The 14,971-nt window shown below is 72.7% G+C and carries 13 protein-coding genes; 8 read left to right on the top strand and 5 right to left on the bottom strand.

All coding sequences use genetic code 11. The annotated features are described in order from the left end of the window. The first annotated feature begins 40 nt into the window (after positions 1-40). Positions 41-181 (top strand): SPW_0924 family protein, encoded by a 141-nt coding sequence (locus tag ACFVYX_RS20885; protein WP_106975990.1) that lies wholly within the window; start codon positions 41-43, stop codon positions 179-181. Between the two features lie 9 nt (positions 182-190). After that, a complete protein-coding gene (locus ACFVYX_RS20880; RefSeq protein ID WP_389682895.1) occupies positions 191-1,171 on the top strand; it encodes a DUF3068 domain-containing protein in 981 nt (326 codons plus the stop codon). On the opposite strand, the gene hrpB is transcribed toward ACFVYX_RS20880, so the two are convergent. Beyond that, complete coding sequence (hrpB, locus tag ACFVYX_RS20875) at positions 1,155-3,710, bottom strand: ATP-dependent helicase HrpB (RefSeq protein ID WP_389682894.1); 2,556 nt, start codon at positions 3,708-3,710, stop codon at positions 1,155-1,157. The two genes, ACFVYX_RS20880 and hrpB, sit on opposite strands and share 17 nt — an antisense overlap. A 101-nt stretch (positions 3,711-3,811) precedes the next feature. After that, complete coding sequence (locus ACFVYX_RS20870) at positions 3,812-4,651, bottom strand: class I SAM-dependent methyltransferase (RefSeq protein ID WP_389682893.1); 840 nt, start codon at positions 4,649-4,651, stop codon at positions 3,812-3,814. A gap of 344 nt (positions 4,652-4,995) precedes the next feature. Between ACFVYX_RS20870 and rpsA the strand changes: the two genes are divergently transcribed. Then, on the top strand, positions 4,996-6,510 hold the full coding sequence (gene rpsA / locus ACFVYX_RS20865) for a 30S ribosomal protein S1 (protein WP_030325237.1): 1,515 nt from the start codon (positions 4,996-4,998) through the stop codon (positions 6,508-6,510). 118 nt (positions 6,511-6,628) lie between these two features. Here the strand turns inward: rpsA and ACFVYX_RS20860 are convergent, their stop codons facing one another. Further along, positions 6,629-7,576 carry a right-handed parallel beta-helix repeat-containing protein gene (locus ACFVYX_RS20860; RefSeq protein WP_389682892.1) on the bottom strand — a complete coding sequence of 316 codons (948 nt, stop codon included), beginning with the start codon at positions 7,574-7,576 and terminating at the stop codon, positions 6,629-6,631. Positions 7,577-7,801: 225 nt separating this feature from the next. Between ACFVYX_RS20860 and ACFVYX_RS20855 the strand changes: the two genes are divergently transcribed. The 3 genes from ACFVYX_RS20855 to ACFVYX_RS20845 all read left to right on the top strand — a co-directional run bounded on the left by ACFVYX_RS20855 (position 7,802) and on the right by ACFVYX_RS20845 (position 9,826). Next, on the top strand, positions 7,802-8,740 hold the full coding sequence (locus tag ACFVYX_RS20855) for a PAC2 family protein (RefSeq protein ID WP_389682891.1): 939 nt from the start codon (positions 7,802-7,804) through the stop codon (positions 8,738-8,740). A gap of 31 nt (positions 8,741-8,771) precedes the next feature. Next, complete coding sequence (gene coaE, locus ACFVYX_RS20850; RefSeq protein ID WP_389682890.1) at positions 8,772-9,377, top strand: dephospho-CoA kinase; 606 nt, start codon at positions 8,772-8,774, stop codon at positions 9,375-9,377. A gap of 80 nt (positions 9,378-9,457) precedes the next feature. After that, a complete protein-coding gene (locus tag ACFVYX_RS20845; protein WP_389683081.1) occupies positions 9,458-9,826 on the top strand; it encodes a tetratricopeptide repeat protein in 369 nt (122 codons plus the stop codon). A gap of 13 nt (positions 9,827-9,839) precedes the next feature. Here ACFVYX_RS20845 and ACFVYX_RS20840 read toward each other — a convergent pair whose 3' ends face one another. Next, positions 9,840-10,109: a DUF6343 family protein gene (locus tag ACFVYX_RS20840; RefSeq protein WP_389682889.1), complete on the bottom strand. Its 270-nt coding sequence runs from the start codon at positions 10,107-10,109 to the stop codon at positions 9,840-9,842. A 131-nt stretch (positions 10,110-10,240) separates the two neighbouring features. Then, positions 10,241-10,576, bottom strand: a complete 336-nt coding sequence (locus tag ACFVYX_RS20835; RefSeq protein ID WP_389682888.1) for a hypothetical protein — start codon at positions 10,574-10,576, stop codon at positions 10,241-10,243. Between the two features lie 173 nt (positions 10,577-10,749). Between ACFVYX_RS20835 and ACFVYX_RS20830 the strand changes: the two genes are divergently transcribed. Further along, the gene (locus ACFVYX_RS20830) at positions 10,750-13,611 is read left to right on the top strand and encodes a DEAD/DEAH box helicase (RefSeq protein WP_389682887.1); all 2,862 of its coding nucleotides are present in this window, start codon (positions 10,750-10,752) and stop codon (positions 13,609-13,611) included. Further along, the gene (locus ACFVYX_RS20825; RefSeq protein ID WP_389682886.1) at positions 13,608-14,876 is read left to right on the top strand and encodes an SWIM zinc finger family protein; all 1,269 of its coding nucleotides are present in this window, start codon (positions 13,608-13,610) and stop codon (positions 14,874-14,876) included. The genes ACFVYX_RS20830 and ACFVYX_RS20825 overlap by 4 nt, the downstream gene beginning before the upstream one ends. Positions 14,877-14,971: the final 95 nt, after the last annotated feature.

The following is a 14,971-nucleotide window of genomic DNA, read 5'->3' as shown; positions in this document are numbered from 1 at the left end:
GCCCTGACGCCCCATCAGATCGCATCCCGGGAGGCCGACCATGCGCGCCCTCGTCGCCGCCGCCATCGGACTCGCCCCAGTCCTCCTCTTCGTCCTCCTCGTCTCCGTGGTCGATCTGCCGCCCGACGGCCCCACCTCGCCCAAGCCCCTGCTGACCGCCGACCCCGGCCCCAAGAAGTAGGGGGCGACCGTGCGCCGCCGAGCGAGCCTCGTCCTCCTCGCCCTCGCTGTCTTCTGCGCCGCGATGGCGCCGACCCTGCGCTGGTACGCCTTCCCCCGGCTGGCGAAGATTCCGCCGAACCAGTACCAGGAGACCGTCCTCGAGGCGAAGCCCGCGACCCTCCTCGACTACTCCACCCTCAAGGCCGAGAAGGTCGACAAGATCACGATCATCCAGACCCTCAAGGGCAACGTCGAGGAGTCGCGGCGCATCGAACGCGACGCCGGGCGCGACGTCGTCGTCTGGGACGCCCTCGCCTACATCACGGGCCCCGACGGCAAGATGGTCTCCCGGGTCCCCGAGCGGTACATCTTCGACGCCCACACCCAGGACCCCGTCCACGCCACCGGCGAGATGGTCGACGGCGACCCCGTCCGGCGCGAGGGCATCGAGTTCAAGTGGCCCTTCCTCACCGAGAAGCGCGACTACCAGTACTTCGACGCCCAGACCCGGACCTCCGCCCCCATCCACTACAAGGGCACCCGCACCTTCCGCGGCATGGAGGTCTACTACTTCGAGCAGACCATCCCCTGGACCAAGGTCCCCATGCCCAAGACCATGCCGGTCAAGATCCCCCCGGAGGTCATCGCCGAATCCGGCCTCACCCGCTGGTACACGACCAAGCGGATGTTCTGGATCGAGCCGGTCACCGGCGCCCCCGTCAACGGCGAGGAGATCCACAAGGAGGAGCTCCGCAACGCCGGCGCGCTGATGGGCCGGGACACCCTCACCGTCTTCGAGGGGCACGTGAAGATGCGCGAGGACTACATCGAGAGCGTCGGCGAGATGGTCTCCTCCAACCGCCTCATGGTCCTCATGCTCGTCTCCTACCTCCCGTGGAGCCTCACCCTCCTGGCGCTGCTCCTCCTCGCTCTCGCCCTCTGGCTCGAGGCCCGCTCCCGCCGCCCGGCACCGGAGGCCGCCACCGCCCCGGTCACCCCTCCCGTCTGAGCCGCGCGCTCGTGTGCCGGGTCGCCTCCGCCGTGGACGGATCCTCCGGCCACGGATGCTTCGGATACCGCCCCCTCAGCTCCGCCCGCACCGCCCGGTAGCCGTCCTGCCAGAACGACGCCAGGTCGGCGGTCACGGCCGCCGGCCGCCCGGCGGGGGAGAGGAGATGGACGAGCACCGGGACCCCCGCCACCCGCGGCGTCTCGGCGAGCCCGAACAGCTCCTGGAGCTTCACCGCGAGCACCGGCCGCTCACCCCCGTACTCGACCCGGATCCGCGATCCGCTCGGCACCTCGATCCGCTCGGGCGCCAGTTCCCCCAGCCTGCCCGCCTCGCCCGACGCCCACGGCAACAGCCGCCGCAGTGCCTCACCGGCGTCGATCCGCCCCAGATCCGCCCGGCGCCCGGCCCGGGACAGCTCCGGCTCCAGCCACTCCCCGGCCCGGTCGACCAGCGCCTCGTCCGCCATGTCCGGCCAGGGTTCTCCCAGCTGCCGGTGGAGGAAGGCGAGCCGCCCACGGAGCTCCCCGGCCTCCCGGCTCCACCGCAGCAGCCCGAGCCCCTCCCGCCGCAGGCCGTCGAGCAGCGCCTCCCGTACGAGCGCGGGCGCCGCCCCCGCCCCCAGCGGCCGGACCGTCAGCTCGACCGCGCCCAGCCGGTCCACCGAGCGGGCGACCACGTCCCCGTCCTCCCATCGGACCTCCTCACCCGTGGACCGCAGATGACCGGCCGCCCGCCGCGCCATGTCCTCGTCCACCACGGCGGCCAGCCGCACCCGTGCGGTGGCGTCCCGCGCCGTACGGTCCGCCACCGCCACGGCCAGCCACGGAGTGGCGCGCAGCGAGGAACCCTCCGCGAGCCGCGCCCCGCTCCCCGACACCATCAGATATCCCTCCTGCTCCCTGGCCCTCGCCACCCGCTCGGGGAACGCCAGTGCCGTCACGAGCCCGGCCACCGCGTCCTCGCCCACCACCGGACCGCCCCCGGCCCCGGAGCCCGCTCCGCCGACCGACTCGGCCGCCGACCGCTCCAGGCGGCGCGCCTCCGCCTTCCACCGTGCGCCGTACCCGTCGGTGCCCCGGCGGGCCGCACGCCAGGCCGCCGCCAGATCGTCCCCGTAGTCGCGCGGCGGCTCCTCACTGAGCAGCGCCACCACCTCCGCGGCCCGCCGCGCCCCGACCTCCGGAGCACCGTCCAGGAGGGCGCGGCCGAGCCGCGGGTGGAGCCCGAGCCGGGACATCCGTACCCCTCGATCGGTGGCCCGCCCGGCCTCGTCCACCGCTCCGATCGAGCCGAGGACCGTCCGGGCCGCCGCCATCGCCCCGGCGGGCGGCGCGTCGAGCAGCGCGAGCCCTTCGGCCGTCGGGTCGCCCCAGCAGGCGGCCCGCAGGGCGAAGTCCGAGAGATCGGCGACCTTGATCTCCGGGGACGGGAAGCGGGGCCTGCCCCCGTCGCTCGCCTCGGCCCAGCAGCGGTACACGAAGCCGAACGCCTCCCGGCCTGCCCGGCCGAGGCGCTGCGTCGCCGTCGCCTCCGAGACCGTCACCGTCGCGAGTGAGCCGAGCCCGCGGGCGTGGTCCATGCGCGGCTCCCGTGCGAGCCCCGAGTCCACGACGATCCGCACCCCCGGCACCGTCAGGCTGGACTCCGCCACCGAGGTCGCGAGGACCACCCGGCGCCGGCCGCCCGGCTCCGTACCGCGCAGCACCGCGTCCTGCACCGCCGCCGGGGCCCGCCCGTGCAGCTGGAGCACCTCCGCGTCGACGCCGGCCAGCATCCCGGCCGTCCGAGCGATCTCCCCCGTCCCCGGCAGGAAGCAGAGGACGTCCCCGTCGTGCCGCTCCATCGCGAGCCGGACCGTCGCGGCGACGTGCCGCAGCATCGCGGGGTCCACCCAGGTGCCGTGGGCCGGCCGGACGCCCGGGGGCGGCGCCGCGAAGAAGACCCGGCAACCGTGCCCCTCGCCCTTGCTCCACACCACCGGCGCCGGCCCTGTCCCGTCCAGGACCGTGAGGAGGTCCGCCCATGCCGCCGCGTCACTCGTCGCCGACGCGGCGATCAGCTTCAGCTCCGGGCGCAGGGTGGCCCGTACGTCCACGAGGAAGGCCATGGCCGTGTCGGCGTCCAGGTGCCGCTCATGGCACTCGTCGAGCAGGACCATGTCCACGCCCGCCAGCTCCGGGTCCCGCTGGAGCCGCTGGAGCAGGATGCCCGTGGTCACCACCTCGACCCGGGTCGACGGACCGGTCCGCCGCTCTCCGCGCACCGAGAAGCCGACCGTGCCGCCGGCCTCCTCACCGAGCAGCCACGCCATCCGCCGGGCCGCCGCCCGCACCGCCATCCGGCGGGGCTCGGCCACCAGCACCCGCCGCCGGGGTCCCTCCCCTATGAGTCCCGCGAGCGCGAGCGGCACCAGCGTCGTCTTGCCCGTGCCGGGAGGCGCGGACAACACGGCCGCACCGCGCCGGTCGAGCGCGGCGAGCAGCTCGGGGACGGCATGGCGGACGGGGAGACGGTCGAGTGCGTCGTTTCGGATCACGCACTCAGTCTCGTACGAGACACGAAAAAGGCGGGCCCCGTTGTCCACAGGGCCCACCCATTAATACGACTACTCGGCTGCTCCGGGCATTCGCTGCTCGACTACTCCATGCGTTCGCAGACGAAGATCGCCGTCCCGGGGATCAGGTTCCCCCGCAGCGGGGACCAGCCACCCCACTCCTGGCTGTTCCACTCCGGCCACTCCGGCTCGACGAGATCCACCAGACGGAATCCGCCGGCCACCACGTCCCGGACCCGGTCACCGATCGTCCGGTGGTGCTCCACGTACACGGCCCTGCCCTGCTCGTCCTGCTCCACATAAGGGGTGCGGTCGAAATAGGAGGCCGCGACCGACAGGCCCTCGGGACCGGGCTCGTCGGGGAACGCCCAGCGGATCGGATGCGTCACGGAGAAGACCCACCGGCCGCCGGGCCGCAGCACCCGTCGTACTTCCCGGAACACCCTCACCGGGTCGGCGACGAACGGCACCGCGCCGTACGCCGAGCACGCCAGGTCGAAGGCGCCGTCGCGGAACGGCAGCTCCCCGGCGTCGGCCTCCACCAGCGGCACCTCGCCGCCGATCCGCAGCGCGTGCTGGAGCTGCCGGTGCGAGAGGTCGAGGGCCACCGGCCGCGCCCCCTGCGCCGCCAGCCACCGCGAGCACTGCGCCGCGCCCGCTCCGATCTCCAGGACGTCGAGGCCCTTGAGCGCGGAGGCGGGCCCGAGGAGTCCGGCCTCGGCCTCGTCGAGTCCCTCGGGGCCCCACACGAACCGGTCGTCGCCGAGGAAGGAGCCGTGGTCGCTCTGGTACTCGTCGGCGTTCCTGTCCCACCAGCCACGGCTCGCCCGGCTGCTCTCCGCGTCCCCCGCGTCACGCCGGGTCGCCTCCGCCTCGTCCTCGGCCGAGTCCCGGGGCACTTCCTGTTCGTACTCTTGGTTCATCTCGCCCGCCGATGTAGTTTGCGCTCAGTGCCGCCGTGCGGCGGCCCCCGCCGTTGCGGCGCGTAAGGACATGAGTGGCGCCGGAGTTGAGGCGTTCCGCCCCGGGTGCGCGCTTCGCGCATTGACCCTGTCCGGCTGCCCCCGTATGCTAAAGGTTGCGCTGCGGGCCTGCGCGCCTCAGACGGAGCAGGCCGCGCTCGTACCTGTTGTATGTCCCCTCGGTTTTCGAGGCTCCTGCCGTTCGCGGAAGGTGCTTCATTGGCTGTCCGGCTTCTTGGTGCGATACGGGCTCACGGCGTAGCAGTACCTACGACTTTCTGTCCGTAACCGGAGCCCTTTCCCACATGACGAGCAGCACCGAGACCACCGCCACCAGCACCACCCCGCAGGTTGCGGTCAACGACATCGGTAACGAGGAAGCCTTCCTCGCCGCGATCGACGAGACGATCAAGTACTTCAACGACGGCGACATCGTCGACGGCGTCATCGTGAAGGTCGACCGGGACGAGGTCCTGCTCGACATCGGTTACAAGACCGAAGGCGTGATCCCGAGCCGTGAGCTCTCGATCAAGCACGACGTCGACCCGAACGAGGTCGTCAAGGTCGGCGACGAGATCGAGGCCCTGGTTCTCCAGAAGGAGGACAAGGAAGGCCGCCTGATCCTCTCGAAGAAGCGCGCCCAGTACGAGCGCGCCTGGGGCACCATCGAGAAGATCAAGGAAGAAGACGGCATCGTCACCGGTACCGTCATCGAGGTCGTCAAGGGTGGTCTCATCCTCGACATCGGCCTCCGCGGCTTCCTGCCGGCCTCCCTCGTCGAGATGCGTCGCGTCCGCGACCTCCAGCCCTACGTGGGCAAGGAGCTCGAGGCGAAGATCATCGAGCTGGACAAGAACCGCAACAACGTGGTCCTGTCCCGCCGTGCCTGGCTCGAGCAGACCCAGTCCGAGGTTCGCCAGACGTTCCTCACCACCCTGCAGAAGGGTCAGGTCCGCTCCGGCGTCGTCTCCTCGATCGTCAACTTCGGTGCCTTCGTGGACCTGGGTGGCGTCGACGGCCTCGTGCACGTCTCCGAGCTGTCCTGGAAGCACATCGACCACCCGTCCGAGGTTGTCGAGGTCGGCCAGGAGGTCACCGTCGAGGTTCTCGACGTCGACATGGACCGCGAGCGTGTCTCCCTGTCGCTGAAGGCGACGCAGGAGGACCCGTGGCAGCAGTTCGCCCGGACCCACCAGATCGGCCAGGTCGTCCCGGGTAAGGTCACCAAGCTGGTTCCGTTCGGTGCGTTCGTCCGCGTGGACGAGGGCATCGAGGGTCTGGTCCACATCTCCGAGCTGGCCGAGCGCCACGTGGAGATCCCGGAGCAGGTCGTCCAGGTCAACGACGAGATCTTCGTCAAGGTCATCGACATCGACCTCGAGCGTCGTCGCATCAGCCTCTCGCTGAAGCAGGCCAACGAGTCCTTCGGTGCCGACCCGGCCTCGGTCGAGTTCGACCCGACCCTGTACGGCATGGCCGCGTCCTACGACGACCAGGGCAACTACATCTACCCCGAGGGCTTCGACCCCGAGACCAACGACTGGCTCGAGGGCTTCGAGACCCAGCGCGAGGCCTGGGAGACCCAGTACGCCGAGGCGCAGGCTCGTTTCGAGCAGCACCAGGCTCAGGTCATCAAGTCCCGCGAGGCCGACGAGGCCGCTGCCGCCGAGGGCGCTGCCGCCCCGGCCGCCGGTGGCAACGCCGGTGCGGGCATCTCGGGTGGTTCGTACTCCTCGGAGTCGGACGACAACTCCGGCGCCCTGGCGTCGGACGAGGCGCTCGCCGCCCTCCGCGAGAAGCTCGCCGGCGGCCAGAGCTGAACAGCTCTCCGCTGAGCGCTAGCCGCTAGCGAATCGAGGCCCGCTTCCCTTCGGGGGAGCGGGCCTCGGTCGTTCCCCGGGCCGCCCGCCGCGGTGGCGCGCGATGCCCCGGGCCGGCTCAGGGAGTGACGGGGATGTTCGTCAGACCGTTCCCGCCGGTGACCGTGTTCGAGGCGTAGACCGTCGTCGGGCAGGAGCCGCTCCGGTTGGTCACGTTGATCGCGAGCCGCTTCGTGCCGGTCGCGCCCGTCAGGTTCGAGTGGTTGCCGCGGAAGACCGTCCCGCAGCCCCAGCCGCTCTGCTGGGTGTGGGTCTCGAAGCCGTTGTTCGTCGTGTTGACGCCGGTGTTGTTCTCCACGAGGACGCCGTTGCCCTTCACGTCCACCCAGGAGTCGTCGTAGTGGGCGCCGGTCAGTCCGCGCCCGTCGAAGGTGTTGCCGACGATCCGCGCCCCGGTGGTGCCCTCCTTGATGTCGACGCTCTCGCCGCCGACGTCGGGTCCGATGACGTTGTTCAGGATCTGCGCGTTGTCACTGCGGTCGGCGAGGGTGTTGGCGCTGCCGACGTACACGCCCTCGCCCATGCCACGGCCGTCGTTCCCCGTGTCGTAGATCCGGGAGTTCCTGATGACGCCGTTCCTGCTGGAGTTGCGGAAGTGCACGCCCTCCATGTCCAGGTCGTGCACGGTCACCCCGTCGATCACCACACTGTTCGCGGCGTCGGTCATGATCCCCTTCTGACCGCCGGTGACGGTGACGCCCGAGACCGTCCAGTACGAGGCGCCGTTGAGGTGCAGCCCGTAGCCGCCGCCGGCGGTGAGCACCGCGCGCGAGGAGCCGGTCAGGGTGATCCGGGCCGAGGCGGTGCCCGGGGTGGTGGCCTTGAAGTTCCCGGTGTACGTGCCGTCCGCGAGGCGGATCGTGTCGCCGGGCCGGGCGTTGGTGAGCGCCGTCCTGAGCTGTGCGGCGGTCGAGACGTCGACGGTCGCCGCCGAGGCGGGGGTGGTGACGAGGGGGACGGCGAGGAGCGCCGGGAGGAGGGGGAGGAGCAGCGTCCTGGTGCGCATGGGGATCCCTTCCGTGCGGTGGGGGAGTGGGGTGTTCCTGTATGTGCACGATGACCGAGATGCTGAACGCGATGCTGTCCCGAGACGGTAGGGAGAGGCGGTGGCCATGTCAAGGTCTGGACCAGTGCCGCCGTTCGGGCCGTTCCGGGCGGAAGATCACGCGCCGCGGGAATGGCGCTGCCGCACCAGACGTTCCCAGAGAGGACACGAGGAGGAGCGGTAACCGTGCTTGATCCCCAGGAGTTGTACGAATGGGACCCGAAGGGCCTGGCCGTCGTCGACCTGGCCCTCGCGCAGGAGTCGGCCGGGCTGGTCATGCTGTACCACTTCGACGGCTACATCGACGCGGGCGAGGCCGGTGAGCAGATCGTCGAGCGCCTGCTCGACACGCTGCCCCACCAGCTGGTGGCCCGTTTCGACCACGACCGGCTCGTGGACTACCGTGCCCGCCGCCCGCTGCTGACCTTCAAGCGCGACCGCTGGACGGCGTACGAGACGCCCTCCATCGAGGTCCGCCTCGTCCAGGACGCCACCGGAGCGCCCTTCCTCATCCTCTCCGGCCCGGAGCCGGACGTCGAGTGGGAGCGGTTCGCCGCCGCCGTACGGCAGATCATCGAGCGCCTCGGCGTGCGTCTCTCCGTCAACTTCCACGGCATTCCCATGGGCGTGCCGCACACCCGTCCCGTCGGGCTGACCCCGCACGGCAGCCGCACCGACCTCATGCCCGGCCACCGCAGCCCCTTCGACGAGGCCCAGGTCCCCGGCAGCGCCGAGTCGCTCGTCGAGTACCGGCTCACCGAGGCCGGGCACGACACCCTCGGTGTCGCCGCGCACGTGCCGCACTACGTCGCCCGCTCCCCGTATCCGGACGCCGCCCTGACCGTGCTCGAGGCCGTCACTGCCGCCACCGGGCTCGTCCTCCCCGCCGTCGCCCACTCCCTGCGGACGGAGGCCCGCCGCACCCAGACCGAGATCGACCGCCAGATCGGCGAGGGCGACGAGGAGCTGGTCGCGCTCGTGCAGGGCCTTGAGCACCAGTACGACGCGGTGGCCGGGGCCGAGACCCGTGGCAGCCTGGTCGCCGAGCCGGTCGACCTGCCGTCGGCGGACGAGCTGGGCCGCGAGTTCGAGCGCTTCCTCGCCGAGCGGGAGGGCGACTCCTGACCCGCCAGGAGCAGGCCCTAAGCTGCCGCTCATGCTGAAGGTGGGCCTGACCGGCGGGATCGGCGCCGGCAAGAGCGAAGTGTCACGGCTGCTCGTCTCCTACGGGGCCGTGCTGATCGACGCGGACCGGATCGCCCGCGAGGTCGTCGAGCCCGGCACCCCGGGGCTCGCGGCCGTCGTCGAGGCCTTCGGGGACGGAATCCTCACCGACGACGGGGCGCTCGACCGGCCGAAGCTCGGCTCCATCGTCTTCGCCGACGCCGACCGCCTCGCCACGCTCAACAGCATCGTGCACCCGTTGGTCGGGGCACGGTCGGCGGAGCTGGAGCGCCGCGCCGGCACGGGAGACGTCGTCGTCCACGACGTACCTCTGCTCACCGAGAACGGGCTCGCGCCGCTGTACGACCTGGTCGTGGTGGTGGACGCCTCCCCGGAGACCCAGCTGGACCGGCTCGTACGGCTCCGGGGCATGGCCGAGTCCGAGGCGAGGGCCCGGATGGCGGCCCAGGCCACGCGCGCGCAGCGGCTGGCCGTCGCGGACCTCGTGATCGACAACGACGGACCGCTCGACGCCCTCGAACCGCAGGTGCGGAAGGTCTGGGACGAGCTGAAGCGCAGGACCGCGGGCCCCGCGTAGGGCCGCCGGCGGTGAGGCTGGTGGAATGCGGCCGCCGGGTCCGGTGTTCAACCACCGGGTCGAAGGGGAAGGATGCCATGGTGGCCGACAGAAACCCGGAAACACACGTCATCGACTTCCGCGCCGCCGAGCACCTGCTGGCCGCGCGGGACCCTCGGGGTGCCGTGAAGCTCCTGGACTCCGTGATCGCCGCCCACCCCGAGAACACGGCGGCGCGTCTGCTGCGTGCCCGTGCGTTCTTCGCCGCCGCGCAGCTGCGTCCGGCTCAGCTGGAGTTCGAGCTGGTCCTGGAGCGCGAGCCGGACAACGCGTTCGCGCACTTCGCACTGGCCCGCACCTTCGAGCGCTCGGGCCGGACGGAGCAGGCCACCCGCCACTTCCGCCTCGCCGCCGCCCTCGACCCGAAGCCCGAGTACCTCCGGGCGGCGGGGTTCGACACGGAGAAGTAGGCGGCCCGAGGACTCAGCGCCCCGTGCCGCCATGGTCGGGCTCGTACGGCGGGATGTCCCGGCCCGGCTGCCAGTGCGGACCCTGGTGGAGATGGCGCAGCACCATCGTCAGGTCGCACGCGGCCACCAGGAACAGCACGCCACAGGCCGCGGCCCACCCGGGGCGGCCCACCAGGGAGAACGCGGTCGTCCCGAAGCCGGCCCAGAGCAGGCCCCAGACACTCAGCCAGAACCGCAGGCGCAGGGCGCTGCGCGCGGTCGCCGGCTCGTTCCCGGTACGCATGACGGTCACCCTCCCCGTCGGAGCCTCCGGAGGCACACTTCCAGGATGGACCCTGGGACGGCGGAAGGGGAACCGGCGCCGAAGGTGGCGGAGCGCGCACCCGCGCCGGACGCCCTCCCGGCCCGTGATCCCTAGTGGATGACGCTGTAGCTGCGCCACGGCAGGGTGCCCGGCACGATCCCGTTGCCGCTGTTGCTGGGGAGGTAGGTGGAGTCCTTGCCCTTACAGTCGCGCGTCGGGTACAGCACGATGTCGACCAGGGTGTTGTTCTCGACCTTGGTCGCGCCGGCCGGCGCGAGGCGATGGCAGCCCTTCACCAGGGGGCTGGTCACCATCACCGCGGCCTCACGCTCCGTCTCGTACATGATCGTGCCCACGGCGCTGCGGCCCAGGCCCGAACAACCGGCGACGGCGAAGGTGAGCAGCACGGCCCCGGTGGCGGTCGTGAGACGCCGGCGAACGGACATGGCGGATCCTCTTCTGTGAGGGAGGTGTTCAGGCCACCCTCCCGCCCCCGGGGGCCGGTGTCATCCGCTGCTGGGCCGCTCGGGGGAGGCCGCCCGGCGGCCGTTGTCAGACCCCACCCGTAAGGTCGGAGATCCGGTCGACACGCATCACCCGGCGGAAGGAGCGCGGAGCAGTGGCACCCACCTGGATCACCAGCGCCGCCGTCTTCCTGCCGGCCGCCCTGCCCCGTGAGGGCCGGGTCGCCTTCTGGACCCCTGACGGAGGCGCCCTGCCCGATCCGGCGGAAAGCGGTGCGGAGCGCGTCGAGCTGACCGTCGTACGACGGCATGGCACCGGGGCCCGTGGTCGCGCGGTCCCCGCCCTGACCCTCCCCGTCGACGTGGCCCTGCCCCACCTCGTCGCGGCCCGTCACCACCCGGCGGCCCACCCGGCTACCGCCGGCTGGGGTGCCGCCGCCCTGCACGCCCTGCACGTGGTGGCCCGCGGCCGGATGCTGCCCGGCCTGACCGCCGACGACCTGGACGCCTGGCGGGCGGGGCCCTTGGACGCCGACGACATCGCCCATCTGCGGGCCGTCGCCGCGGCCCTGCCGTACGAGGCGCACGCCGTGCCCGTCCCAGGGCCAGGTCCGCTGCGGCTGCCCGATCCCGAAGCCCTCGTGCGTGCCTTCCTCGACGCGGTCGCCGATGTGCTGCCCCGCACTCCGGCCGCCGCCCACGCGGTCGGGGCGCCGTTCGCCGCGCGCCCGCCCCAGCACCTGCCCCGCGCGCGTGCCTGGGCCGCCGAGGCGGCGGCCGGGATGGACGCGGGCGTCCGTGTCTCGCTCCGCCTGGACCTGTCGCCGTACGAGCTCTTCGACCCGGCCGCCGGCCAGGACGGCGCCGAAGGGGAGGGCACCACCGGACGCGAGCGCCATGCGGCCGCCGCGCTTCTCCAGGTCCACAGCCTGGCCGACCCGACCCTCGTCATCGACGCCTCGGCACTCTGGGCGGGGGACGGCGAGCACTTCGGCCCCCGCGCCCGGATCGACGCCGTCCTCGCGCTGCGTCGGGCCGCCCGCGTCTGGTCCCCGCTCGGCCGGCTCCTCGAGCGGGACGTGCCCGATGTCCTCGCCGTCACCGAGGACGAGCTGTACGAGCTGCTCGGCCCCGCCGCCGCCCGGCTCGCCGACGCGGGGGTCGCCGTCCACTGGCCCCGCGAGCTGGCCCGCTCGCTCAGCGCTTCCGCCGTGGTCCGGGCCGCCCAGGCCGCGCCCGGCTCCGCGACCGACGGCACCGCCTTCTTCGACAGCGAGGAGCTCCTGCGGTTCAACTGGCAGCTGGCCCTCGACGGCGATCCGCTCACCGACCGCGAGATGGACCAGCTCGCCGAGGCCCACCGGCCCATCGTGCGCCTCCGCGACCAGTGGGTCGTCATCGATCCCGACCTCGTCCGCAAGGCGCGCAAGCGGGAGCTGGGCCTGCTCGAACCGGTCGACGCCCTCGCCGTCGCCCTCACTGGTACCGCCGAGGTGGACGGCGAGACCGTGCCCGCCGTCCCCGTCGGGGCGCTCGCCGCGCTCCGCGACCGGCTCCTCGCGGGACCCGAGGACGTGCAGGCCCCGCCCGGCCTGACGGCCACCCTCCGCGACTACCAGCTGCGCGGACTCGCCTGGCTGGACCTGATGACCTCCCTCGGGCTCGGCGGCTGCCTCGCCGACGACATGGGCCTCGGTAAGACCGTCACCCTCATCGCCCTCCATCTGCGCCGCTCCCGCCGCGCCCCGACCCTCGTCGTCTGCCCGGCGTCCCTGCTCGGCAACTGGCAGCGGGAGGTGGAGAAGTTCGCCCCCGGCGTGCCCGTACGACGCTTCCACGGCGCCGACCGGGACCTCGACGGCGTCGAGGGCGGATTCGTCCTCACCACGTACGGCACCCTGCGCACCAGCGCCGCCCGGCTCGCCGAGCGGGAGTGGGGGATGGTCGTCGCCGACGAGGCACAGCACGTCAAGAACCCGTTCTCGGCGACGGCCAGAGCACTGCGCGAGATCCCCGCCCCCGCCCGGGTCGCCCTCACCGGGACCCCCGTGGAGAACAACCTCTCCGAACTGTGGGCGCTCCTCGACTGGACCACCCCCGGTCTCCTCGGCCCGCTCAAGGCCTTCCGCTCCCGGCACGCGCGTGCCGTGGAGAACAACGAGGAGATCGAGCACGAGGAGGCCGTCGAGCGGCTCGCCCGCCTCGTGCGCCCCTTCCTGCTGCGCCGCCGCAAGTCCGACCCCGGCATCGTCCCCGAACTGCCGCCGAAGACCGAGTCCGACCACCCCGTCTCCCTCACCCGGGAACAGGCCTCGCTCTACGAGGCGGTCGTCCGCGAGACCATGGCGCGGATCGAGGAGGCCGAGGGCATGGCCCGCCGGGGCCTCGTCATGAAGCTGCTGACCTCCCTCAAGCAGATCTGCAACCACCCCGCCCAGTACCTGAAGGAACAGGCACCGCCGGGAGCGGGCACCGCGCGGCTCGCCGGCCGCTCGGGGAAGCTCGCCCTGCTCGACGAGCTCCTCGACACGATCCTCGCCGAGGACGGTTCGGTGCTCGTCTTCACGCAGTACGTGTCGATGGCCCGGCTCCTCGCCGACCATCTGGCCGCGCGCGGCGTCCCGACCCAACTCCTCCACGGCGGCACACCGGTGGCCGAGCGGGAGCGCATGGTCGACCGCTTCCAGGCCGGTGAGGTTCCCGTCTTCCTGCTCTCCCTCAAGGCCGCGGGCACCGGCCTCAACCTCACCCGGGCCGGCCATGTCGTCCACTACGACCGCTGGTGGAACCCGGCCGTCGAGGAGCAGGCCACGGACCGGGCCTACCGCATCGGGCAGACCCAGCCGGTGCAGGTCCACCGGCTCGTCGCCGAGGGCACGGTCGAGGACCGGATCGCCGAGATGCTCCGCGCCAAGCGGGCCCTCGCCGACGCCGTGCTGGGCTCCGGCGAGGCGGCCCTCACCGAACTGACCGACCGGGAGCTCGCCGACCTGGTGTCCCTGAGGAGGCCCTCGTGAACACCGCAAGGGGCGGCCGCGGAGCCGCCCCCCGCCACGACGACCGCCGCCGCAGCTTCCCGCAGGTCGCGCCCCGCGAGGCCCCCGACGGACGGTTCGCCGCCACCTGGTGGGGCAACGCCTGGGTCGAGGCCCTTGAGGACACCGCCCTCGACCCGGCCCGTCTCGCCCGCGGCAAGGCATACGCGGGACGCGGCCACGTCGACGCGATCACCGTCACCCCCGGCCGGGTCGTCGCCTACGTCCACGGCAGCCGGGCCCGTCCGTACCGCGCCGAGATCAGGATGCGGACGCTCGGCGACGACGGCTGGGAGCGGTTCCTCGACGAGGCCACCGCACGCCCCGACCACATCGCCGCCCTGCTCGACAAGGACGTACCGCACGCCCTGGAGGCGGTCACCGGACTGCTGCCCGCGCCCGGCGACCTCGTCCCCGACTGCACCTGCCCGGACGATGGTTACCCCTGCAAGCACGCCGCCGCCCTCTGCTACCAGGCCGCCCGGCTGCTCGACGAGGATCCGTTCGTCCTCTTCCTGATGCGCGGCCGCGGCGAGCAGGAGCTCCTCGCCGAACTCACCCGACGGAACGCGGCCCGGTCCGCCGCGGAGACGATCGCCGCCGCACCCCCGATGCCCACGGTTCCCGCCCGCGCGGTGCTCGACGCGGCGGAGCGGTCCGGCCCGCCGCTGCCGCCACCGCTCCCGCTTCCGGACCGCCCCGGCCGCCCCGCGGTCTTCCCGCCCGACCCGGAGGCGCCCGACCCGCTCGCTCTCGACCTCCTCGCCACGGAGGCCGCGGCCCGCGCCCACACCTTCCTCGCCACCGGCCGCGACCCGGTCGCCGCGCTCACCCCGTGGCAGGACGCCGTCCGGCTCGCCGCCGCGCACCCGGGGTCCGGGCTCACCGCCTCGACCCGCGCCCTCTACCGCGACCTGGCGTACGCGCTCGACCGCACCCCGACGGAACTCGCCCGGGCCGTCGCCGCCTGGCGGCAGGGCGGCGCCGCAGGACTCGCCGTCCTCGAAGAGCCGTGGGACCCGCCGGCGGGCCCCTTCGACCGTGCCAGACCGGCGCTGATCGCCGCCGACTTCCCCGCCTTCCGGCCCTGGCGCAACCGGCTCTCCACCGAGTCCCTCCAGCTCCGTCTCGGCCGTGACGGCCTCTGGTACGGCTACGAGTCGGACACCGGACGTGAGGACTGGTGGCCGCGCGGCGAGCCCGATCAGGACCCGGTCGGAGCCCTCACCGACCTTCTGGGGAGCTGACCGACACTCGAACGGGTCCCACTCGATGGAGTGAAACTCGTCAACGGCCGGATCCGGCACATGCGTTTGTCGCGTTGATTCCGGTACGGGCACTT

It is taken from the genome of Streptomyces sp. NPDC058326 (genome assembly GCF_042879855.1).
Lineage (GTDB): Bacteria > Actinomycetota > Actinomycetes > Streptomycetales > Streptomycetaceae > Streptomyces.
Note: the sequence above shows the minus strand (reverse complement) of the source record. Positions and strands in the feature narration are given on the sequence as shown.